This is a genomic window from Rhizobacter sp. P2_H2, from assembly GCF_056403375.1.
In genome coordinates this window covers 22306-31359 of the sequence record NZ_JBFUFP010000009.1, presented here as the reverse complement: position 1 = coordinate 31359, position 9054 = coordinate 22306, and the positions used below count along the sequence as shown (strand labels likewise).

Here is a 9054-nt window from a genome sequence, read left to right as displayed (position 1 = left end):
GATCACGTGCGTGCTGCCTTCGGTCTTGCAACCCTTCAGGAACGCGATCTGGTCGACCTGCTTCGACAGGTTCGGCAACAGGTCGGACACCCATGCGCCGGTCTCGCCGTGCTGCTTCCAGGTGCGCCTGGTCGCCAGCAGGTTGCCGACGCCGCCATCGGTGGCCGTCTTCAGGTTGCGGCCGAACGAATCGGGCAGCGGCGTGCCGGCCAGCCTGATCAGGTCGGGCTTGTAGTCGAACAGGTCCAGCGTGCTGGGCGCGCCGGCCATGTGCAGCCAGATGACGGCCTTCGCCTTGGCGGGGAAGTGCGGCTCGCGCGGCGCTTGCGGATCGATCAGCTCGCTGGCCCAGGCCGACTGGATGCCCAGGCCGAGCGCCGCGCCGGCGCCCAGCTGGCCGAGGAAGTCGCGACGCGAAGGGTGGTGATGGTGGCTCATGTCAATGTCCTTCTCAGAATCGGTAGGTGAATTCGTTGGAGTTCGCGACCGCGTGCACCAGGTCGACGAAGGCGGCCGCGCGCGCCGGGTTCAGTTCGGGCGTCGCCTTCCTGCCCGTGCCAGCCTTGGCACCCTTGCCGGCCTTGGCATCGGCGGCCTTCGCGTCGTCGTCCTCGTCATCGCCGCCGGCCGCCGTCGACTTCAGCTTCTCCTGCTGCTTCGCCAGCGTCTGCACGAACACCGCCTTCTCGTAGCGGTCGGCGCTGCGCCCGTAGACCGTCTTGTAGAGTTGGTCGATCTGCGCCGTCAGCACCGGGCTCACGCCGTAGCCTTCGGGCGCGTTCAGCGGCTTGCCCTGCACCAGCTGCTGGCGCGTCAGCGCCTCCTGGCTGTCGAGGAAGGCCTGCAGCCTGGCGCGCTCGACGCTGTCGGGCTTGCGGGCGTAGAGGATCTCGAACAGGCGGTCGATCTGCGCCGACTCCTTCGGGCCCGCCTCGCGGATCACGCGACCGGCCAGTGCCTTCGACCACTCGAACACCAGGTCGCTGTTGATCAGCGCCAGCGCCTGCGGTGCGGTCGTCGTCACCTCGCGCTTGTTGTGCACCAGCTGCGGGTTGGCCCAGTCGAAGGTGTCGAGCAGCGGGTACGGCGTGTTGCGGCGCACGAAGATGTAGACGCTGCGGCGGTGGTGGTCGTGCGGGTTCTCCGAGGTCGGCCACGCATTGCGGTTGTCGAGGTTGATCGGGATCGGCGGGAACACCGCCGGTCCGCCCAACTTCTCTTCCAGCAGCCCGGCGGCGGCCAGCAGCGAGTCGCGGATCTCCTCGGCCTCGAGCCGCTGCCGCGGGAAGGCCCACAACAGCTTGTTGCCCGGGTCCACCGCCTGCGCCTCGGGCCGCGCGGCCGAGGCCTGGCGGTACACGCTCGACAGCAGGATCTCGCGCTGCAGCGCCTTCACGCTCCAGCCGTTCTTCACGAAGCTCGTCGCCAGGTGGTCCAGCAGCTCGGGGTTGCTGGGCTTGCTGCCCATCTTGCCGAAGTCGCTGACGCTGTCGACGATGCCGGTGCCGAAGAACTGCGCCCACTGCCGGTTCACGAAGACACGCGCCGTCAGCGGGTTGGCGGGGCTCGCGATCCAGCCGGCCAGCGCGCTGCGCCGCCCGGACGAGTTCGCGGTCGGCTGGATCGCCGGCGCGTCACCGCCCAGCAGCGCCGGCACCGCCGGCTGCACCTCGTCGAGCTTCTTGTCGTAGATGCCCTTGAACAGCACGTAGGTCGGCGGGCTGTCGGCATGGCCCAGCTCGGTCATCGTCGAGATGCTGCCGGGGTCGCGCGGCTTCAGGTTGTCGAAGGCCTTCAGCTGGTCGGCCAGCGCCTGGTACTTCTCGTAGCCGGCCTTGTCCTTGGTCTTCAGCTGGTTCACCGCGTTGCGCGTGCGGCCCGACATGGTCCACAGGTTGCGGTGGTAGATCCAGCGGTCGTAGGCGCTGCGCTCGGCCTCGGGCTTGCTGATCGACACCCGCGTCTCGGGCACGAAGCCCGACAGCCGGTCGCTTTCGAGCTTGTCGATGACGGGCTTGAGCAGTGCGTCCTGCTGGTCGCGGATCGACTGCGTCGCCGCCTCCCACTTCGCGCGCTTCACGGTGTACTCGGCCAGCGCCTGGCCGTTGATCGCCGGCACGTCGTCGCGCCAGCTCGCGTTCACCAGGAAGGCCTGCAGCTGGTAGTACTCCTTCTGCGAGATCTTGTCGAACTTGTGGTCGTGGCACTGCGCGCAGTTGACGGTGGTGCCCAGCAGCACCGAGCCGACGGTGTCGGTCAGGTCGTTGGCGACCTCCTGCTTCTTCAGGTTCAGGTCGCGCGCGTTGATCTCGTCCGGGAAGTTGCGCAGGAAACCGGTGGCCACCTGGGCCTCGATGCTGTCGGGCCACAGTTCGTCGCCGGCCAGCTGCTCCTTGACGAAGCGGTCGAAGGGTTTGTCGCGGTTGAACGCATCGATCACGTAATCGCGGTAGCGCCAGATGTTGGGCCGGGTGCCGTCGGCGTTGTAGCCGTCGCTGTCGGCATAGCGCGTCAGGTCGAGCCAGCGCCGGCCCTGGCGTTCGCCATAGCGCGGCGACGCGAGCAACCGGTCGACCAGCTTCTCGTGGGCCTTCGGCGAGCGGTCGGCGACGAAGGCCTTGACCTCCTCCGGCGTCGGGATCAGGCCCCAGGCGTCCAGCGTGGCACGACGGATGAAGGTGGCGCGGTCGGCTTCGGCCGATGGCGACAGGCCCTTGGCCTCGAGCTTCGCGAGCACGAAGGCGTCGAGCGGCGTACGCACCCAGCGCTTGTTCTTCAGCGCCGGCTCAGCCGGCGCCTGCGGCGGGGTGTAGGCCCAGGCCTTGGCGGCCGCTGGCGCGACAGGTTTCTCATCGGCGGCGGTGGCGATGGCCGCGCTGGCGGCGATCGCGAGAAGCACGAAAAGCAACTTGAGTTTCATGGGCGTACTCGATCTGCAGGGGGTGGATGAAGCGCCTACAACTTGCCGGCGAACTGGATGCCCACGCTGCGCGGGATCGCGGGCGAATAGCTGTTCCACGTCTTCGAGCGCGGCGTGTCGTCGTTGAACAGGTTCTTGACGATCAGGCTGACGTCGAAGCTCCGGTTCTGCGTGCCGACGCCGATGGCCCAGTCGACCAGGGCGCTCTTCGGGATCACCGAGTACGCGGACAGCGCGTTGTCGGAGTAGTAGCTGCTGTTGGCCGACACGTTGGCGCTGGTGTGGAACACCTTGTCGCCCCGCACCGGCAGGCGGTAGTCGCCGCCGACGTTGACGCTGTACTTCGGCGCGCCGGCCAGCGGCTGGCCGCTGATGTCGCGGTAGGGCGATGCGCCGGCATAGCCGTTCTCCACCGGTTGCGCGGCGTTGCTGAAGTCCTTGTAGATCGCCTTGTTGTAGGCGCCGGAGAAGCGCAGCGTGGTGTTGGCGATGCCCGCGTAGACGCCGTCGACCTCGAGCCCCGAGACCCGCACCTTCGGTACGTTGCCGGTGGCCGAGGTGTAGTAGAACGTGCCGTCGTTGTTCAGCGCGGTGGTGTACTGGTCGACGATGCGCACCGACTGCTGGTAGTCGGTGATGTTCATCAGGAACACGTCGGCGTTCAGCACCAGCGTCTTGTCGAACAGCGCCGACTTGAAGCCCGCCTCGAAGGCATTGGTCTTCTCCGGCTGCACCAGCGTCGACACGCCGTTGACGAGCTGCGAGATGCCTGCCTTCTCGCCGTGCTGGTACGAGAAGTAGGCCGTCAGCTGCTCGCTGGCCTTGTACGACGGGCTGATCACGAACGCCGGCTGCGTCTTGCGGAAGGGCTCGGCCTGGGTCTGGCCGAACAGCACGCCGAGCTGGCTCTTGCGGATCGCCCGGGCATCGGCCACCTGCTGCTTCTGTGCGGCGCTCAGCGCGGCATAGGTCGGGATGCCGAAGTACTTCTGCGCGATCGCGTCGTCGGTGCCGACCGCATCCGGGTTCAGCTCGGGCGCGCTGCCGCTGCTGTTGAGGGTCGAACGCCCGGCGTTCTGGCGGTCCTCGCGCGTGAAGCGCAGGCCGGTGGTCAGCGTCAGCGGCTCGMTCAGGTGCCAGTTGGCCTGTGCGAAGACCGCGGCGCTCTTGTTGCGGATCTCCTGCACGCCGACCGGCGAGTTGTACGAGGTCGCCAGGTTGGCCAGCGAGTTGAGCATCAGCAGGCGGCCGGCCGGGTCGGCATCCAGCCGGTTGTATTGCGCATTGCTCGCGAACCAGGCGCCGGCGTCGTTGCCCCAGGCGCGGCGGTAGTCGGCCTCGTTGTGCACGTCGATGTAGTACAGCCCGCCCTGGTAGTCGACGAAGCCGCCGGCCGCCGAGCTGATGCGCAGCTCCTGGCTGGCCTGGCGGTAGTCGTTCCAGAAGCCGCCCGAGTTGCGGTACACGTCGAACGGCGTGCCTTCGTCGTTGACGGCGTCGAAGTGGTAGTCCTTGTACGCGCTGATCGAGGTCAGCGTGTGGCCGCCGTCGAGCTTCCAGTTCAGCTCGGCCGAGGCGCCGCGGCTGCCGGTGACCAGCGGCCGCTGGTTGTCGTTGCTGAGGAAGGCGTAGTAATCGCCGACGCTGTAGCCGGTGTTCTGCGAGAACCAGCGGCGCGACAGCCGCGTCGCGTTGTCGACGGCGGTGTTGGGCGAGCCGTTCGCGTAGGTCGCCGGGGTCGGCGTGAAGACGGTGCGGCCGTTGGTGGTTTCGCCGGCGCGGGGTTGCAGGTCGAACGCGAGGCGCGCGTTGAAGTCGCTCGTCGGTGTGACGAGGAACTGCACGCGCCCCGACACGCGGTCGGTGTTGGTGTAGGTGATGTCGCGGTTGTACTGGTTCTCGATGTCGCCCTGGCCGCGGTCGACCGAGAAGGTGCCGCGCCACGCGACCAGGTCGTCGACCACCGGGCCGCCGACGGCCGCGGTGCCGGCGAAGCCGCCGCGCTGGCGGAACTCGAGCGTGTAGTCGGCGGTGGGCGTGAACGACGGCCGGCGCGTCGTGATGTTGACGACGCCCAGGCTGGTGTTCTTGCCGAGCAGCGTGCCCTGCGGGCCGCGCGTGACCTCGACGGTGTCGACGTCGACGAAGTTGAAGCTGGAGGTGAGCGCGTTGTAGGCGTAGTTGACGCCGTCGACGATGACGCCGACGCTCGGGTCCTGCGCCTCGGTCTGGCCGATCTTGCCGACGCCGCGGATGCTGAGCGAGCTGGTGCGCTGGTTGCCGAGGTTCCACGAGACGTTGGCGGCGCGCCGCGTGATGGCGTCGATGCCGTAGGCGCTGAGCCGTTCGAGTTCGGCGCCCTGCACGACCGAGATCGACAGCGGCACATCCTGCAGCCGCTCGATGCGGTTGCGGCTGCGCACGACGACGGCATCGAGCGCCCTCGCCTCGTTGTCGGCGACGGGGGCCGAGGCGGCGGCATCGGGGGCGGCCGGTGCGTCGGCAGGTGCATCGGCCGCATGGGCGATCACGGTGACGGCGGCCGCGGCGATCGGCGTGAGTCGGAGCAACTGCTTGATCAAGAGAGGGTCCCTCGGTGATGGTTGTCGTGGGGTTGTCGTGTGTGTCGATCCACCTCCCTTCACAGCACGGCGCATGCCCGTGTCCAGGCGGGGTTCTGCTGCGAAGCCAGCAAGGGCGCGGGTTGCGCGTGCTGCGCACGCAACGCCGCTGTCGTGTTCGCGGCTGTGTTGCGGGCACTCAGCCCGGCGGTGCCAATGGCATGAATGCTGCGATGAAGGTGTCTCCCACCTTCATCACCATCACCAGGGACACCCGCTTCATGAAGAGCTTCAAGATCACCGCGCTGGCCGCGGCCCTCGCATTCACCGCGCTGGCCGCATCGGCGCAGCAGGCCGCCGCGCCGTGGAAATACAAGACGCAGCGATTGGCCCGCGCCGAGGTCGATGCCTTGCTGGCGCAGCCTGGCGGCGTGCTGGTGCTGGACGTTCGCCGTCCCGACGAACTGATCAAGTACGGCAGCTTCCCGGTGTTCCTCAGCATCCAGAACCGCGACATCGAGAAGCAGCTCGCGTGGCTGCCGCGCGACCGGCGCATCCTGACGGTGTCCAACCATGCGCAGCGCGCAGGTGCGGTCGGTGACCTGCTGGCGAGCAAGGGCTACCAGGTGGCCGGCGCGACCGGCTCGGAAGACTACGAAAAGGAAGGCGGCACGGCGGTCAGCCACATCCAGCCACCGGCGCCGCGCGCGGCGGCGTCGGCGGTTGCGCCCTAGCGCTTCAGTGCTCGCACCGCGTCGAGCGCGCGCGCCACGTTGTCCTCGGGCGAGAGCCCGCTCAAGGTGGCCGCGATGCGACCGTCGGGCTTGATGACGAAGGTGGTCCGCTCGGCCAGGCCGTGATCGATCTCGTCGCCGCGCCGGGTCTTGCGGCCCGCCTTCTGCTCCTGCACGACCAGGTCGAAAGACTTCGCGATCGCGCCCTTGGCATCCGAGGCCACCGCCACCGTGCCGGCACACGACTCCGGATCGGCCGAGAACTCGTTGAGCCGCTCGATGCGGTCCAGCGACACGCCGACGATGCTGGCGCCGGCGTCGCTGAACTGCTTCAGGTTCACCGCGAAGGCGTGCGCCTGCAGGCTGCAGCCGATGGTGAATGCCGCCGGGTAGAAGTAGACGACCACCGGGCCGCGTGCCAATGCATCACGCAACGAATAGTCGAAGGCCTTGCCGGCCAGCGAGGCCGTGGCACGGAAGGCCGGTGCAGTGTCCCCCTCGCGCAACGCGGCATTCGCGCCGACGGCAGCGACGGACAGCAGGCAGGTGGCAAGCAGGTGTTTCATGGGGATCGGTGGAGAGTTGAAGGGGCCCGGCATGCAACCCGCGGGCCTGCATCTCGACCCTGCACCTGCTGCGCCGGCAGCAGCACGCGCCAGCGCATTGTTGGCGAGGCAACAGCAGCGCGCACATCGCAGCAGCGCAGACCCCGATCGCCGTGATGTGCGCATATGCAAGCGTGAAATGCTGCGTTCACGGCACGGAACAAGACACCTAATGTGCAGATCGCGTCATTTGTCTGCCCATTGTCGTCAGCCCATTGCCAGCCCATTGCCAACAGCATGTCCGCCGACCACCTGCTCACCCTGCCCGATTCCGCCAGCCTGGCGCTCTCGATCCGCGCCAAGGCGCTGCTGTTCCACGACCCGCGCTCGCTCGCCGTGCTGGAGCAGGTGGAACGCGTCGCCGGCAGCGACGCCACCGTGCTGGTGGTCGGCGAGACCGGCACCGGCAAGGAGCTGATCGCACGCCACATCCACAAGCGCAGCGGGCGCGACGGGCCCTTCATCGCGGTGAACTGCGGCGCCTTCAGCGAATCGCTGATCGATGCCGAGTTGTTCGGCCACGAGTCCGGCGCGTTCACCGGCGCGAACCAGGCGCGTGCCGGCTGGTTCGAGGCGGCCAACGGCGGCACGCTGTTCCTCGACGAGATCGGCGACCTGCCGCTCGCACTGCAGGTGAAGCTGCTACGCGTGCTGCAGGAGCGGCAGGTGGTGCGGCTCGGCTCGCGCCGCGCGATCCCGCTCGACGTGCGGCTGGTGGCGGCGACCAACGTCGAGCTGCACCGGGCGGTGGAGGCGCAGCACTTTCGCGCGGACCTGTACTTCCGGCTGAGCGTCGCGACGATCGAGCTGCCGCCGCTGCGCGACCGCCCGGGCGATATCCTGCCGCTCGCGCGCCACTTCATCGCGGTGTGCGGCGGCAAGCTGTCGCTGCACGGCACGCAGCTGTCGCCCGAGGCGCGCAGCGCGCTGCTGGCCTATGCGTGGCCCGGCAACATCCGCGAGCTGGAGAACGTCATCCACTACGCGCTGATCGTCTGCCGCGACGGCATCGTGCGGGCGAGCGACTGCCGCTTCTCGCCGCTCGGGTTCCTGGGCGCGGTCGCCTCGCCTCCCGCCTCGACCGCACCGCCCTCCGCGGGGCCGCCCCCCGAGGCGCAGCCGCTGGCCGCGCTGGAGCGTGCCATCGACGCGCTGATGGACGGCAGGCATCCGCAGCTGGTGGCGGCGATCGAGGCCCTGGTGGTGCGGCTCGGCTTCGCGCGCTGCCACGACAACCAGGTGCAGACCGCGCGGCTGCTCGGCGTCACGCGCAACACGCTGCGCACGCTGCTGAAGCGGCACGGGCTGCTGGCGCTGTCGTCGCGTGGGGAGGTGGATGAGGAGGTGGAGGTCGAGACGGCTTGAGCCTGGGTCATCGGCACGCCAGGTAGACCTGCCGCTCCTGACGAGGCGGGATGCCGATGGCACATGCCTTCAGCACGTCTCGGCCGAGCGAGCCTTCATAGACGATGCCGGCCACCACGCCCGCCTCATCGCGGGTGCGGATGCGGATGGGTGCGAGCACGACCGATCCGATGCGAAGCGGCTGTGCCTGCGACGACTGCTGGTTGAAAGAGCGCTCGCCCGTCGCCGACAGCGTTGCAGATGAACCGCCGACCGGCGCACCTTCGAGATAACGTCTCGCGAACTGCGTGTACGGGCGGCCGGTGTCGATGTCGACGAGCACCTCGGCGCGATCGCCCCAGGCACCGCGGACCAGCATCGCGCCAATCGATTCGCCTACCCGCTCGAGACGAACGCTGGACCGCTCGGGGTAGAGCTTGCGGAAGACATCGAACGGCTCAACGGYTGCGTGCAGCGCGAACAGGCGACTCGACGGGAAGTCGAGCACCACGAGATCATGCGGTGCCAGTTGCTGCGGGCTCAACATGCCGGCGAGCTTTGCGGCCGCGAATTCCGGGATCGTCGGGATAACCTCGCACGGAACGGCGGTCGGACGCTCCTCGCCGAACCAGATCAGCAAGGGCTGCTGGCAAGTCGGTCCCTCGGCGCGACTGCGCAGACGCGACGCGGCAGCCGAGACAACGAGGCTCGGCGACGACCCGGTGTCGAGAACGAAGCTTTCGATTCGGCCATGGACATGCACGTCGATGACAGGGCCGAAACCGTCGTGGACCTTCTGCTGGGAAAGAGGACGCTCGAAGAGCAGTGCCTGGGCTTGTGCCACGGGCCATGCCGTCAGAAGCGTCATGACGCTGGCGATCCGGATCAGT

Annotated in this window: 7 protein-coding genes; 2 read left to right on the top strand and 5 right to left on the bottom strand. The window is 68.4% G+C overall.

What is annotated here, in order from left to right; genetic code table 11:
* The 3 genes from AC1D15_RS01995 to AC1D15_RS01985 all read right to left on the bottom strand — a co-directional run.
* Positions 1-438 (bottom strand): DUF1501 domain-containing protein (locus AC1D15_RS01995; RefSeq protein ID WP_477824726.1); only part of this gene is annotated, 438 nt, incomplete at its 3' end.
* 13 nt (positions 439-451) lie between these two features.
* Positions 452-2920, bottom strand: coding sequence for a DUF1549 and DUF1553 domain-containing protein (locus AC1D15_RS01990; RefSeq protein WP_477824725.1), 2469 nt, complete (start codon positions 2918-2920; stop codon positions 452-454).
* 35 nt (positions 2921-2955) lie between these two features.
* Positions 2956-5502 (bottom strand): TonB-dependent receptor, encoded by a 2547-nt coding sequence (locus tag AC1D15_RS01985; RefSeq protein ID WP_477824724.1) that lies wholly within the window; start codon positions 5500-5502, stop codon positions 2956-2958.
* Between the two features lie 212 nt (positions 5503-5714).
* Here AC1D15_RS01985 and AC1D15_RS01980 point away from each other — a divergent pair, with 212 nt between their 5' ends.
* Positions 5715-6215: a rhodanese-like domain-containing protein gene (locus AC1D15_RS01980; RefSeq protein WP_477824723.1), complete on the top strand. Its 501-nt coding sequence runs from the start codon at positions 5715-5717 to the stop codon at positions 6213-6215.
* Here the strand turns inward: AC1D15_RS01980 and AC1D15_RS01975 are convergent.
* Complete coding sequence (locus AC1D15_RS01975) at positions 6212-6781, bottom strand: peroxiredoxin (protein ID WP_465111607.1); 570 nt, start codon at positions 6779-6781, stop codon at positions 6212-6214. The genes AC1D15_RS01980 and AC1D15_RS01975 overlap by 4 nt on opposite strands.
* Before the next feature lie 276 nt (positions 6782-7057).
* On the opposite strand from AC1D15_RS01975, the gene AC1D15_RS01970 reads away from it, so the two are divergent.
* Positions 7058-8185 (top strand): sigma-54 interaction domain-containing protein, encoded by a 1128-nt coding sequence (locus AC1D15_RS01970; RefSeq protein WP_477824722.1) that lies wholly within the window; start codon positions 7058-7060, stop codon positions 8183-8185.
* Between the two features lie 7 nt (positions 8186-8192).
* Here AC1D15_RS01970 and AC1D15_RS01965 read toward each other — a convergent pair whose 3' ends face one another.
* Positions 8193-9032 (bottom strand): hypothetical protein, encoded by an 840-nt coding sequence (locus AC1D15_RS01965; protein WP_477824721.1) that lies wholly within the window; start codon positions 9030-9032, stop codon positions 8193-8195.
* Positions 9033-9054 lie beyond the last annotated feature (22 nt).

Bases quoted from the DNA above. Each gene is read 5' to 3' on its own strand.
- AC1D15_RS01980 (WP_477824723.1), top strand. From the start codon at position 5,715: ATGAAGGTGTCTCCCACCTTCATCACCATCACCAGGGACACCCGCTTC.
- AC1D15_RS01990 (WP_477824725.1), bottom strand. From the start codon at position 2,920: ATGAAACTCAAGTTGCTTTTCGTGCTTCTCGCGATCGCCGCCAGCGCG.
- AC1D15_RS01970 (WP_477824722.1), top strand. From the start codon at position 7,058: ATGTCCGCCGACCACCTGCTCACCCTGCCCGATTCCGCCAGCCTGGCG.
- AC1D15_RS01975 (WP_465111607.1), bottom strand. From the start codon at position 6,781: ATGAAACACCTGCTTGCCACCTGCCTGCTGTCCGTCGCTGCCGTCGGC.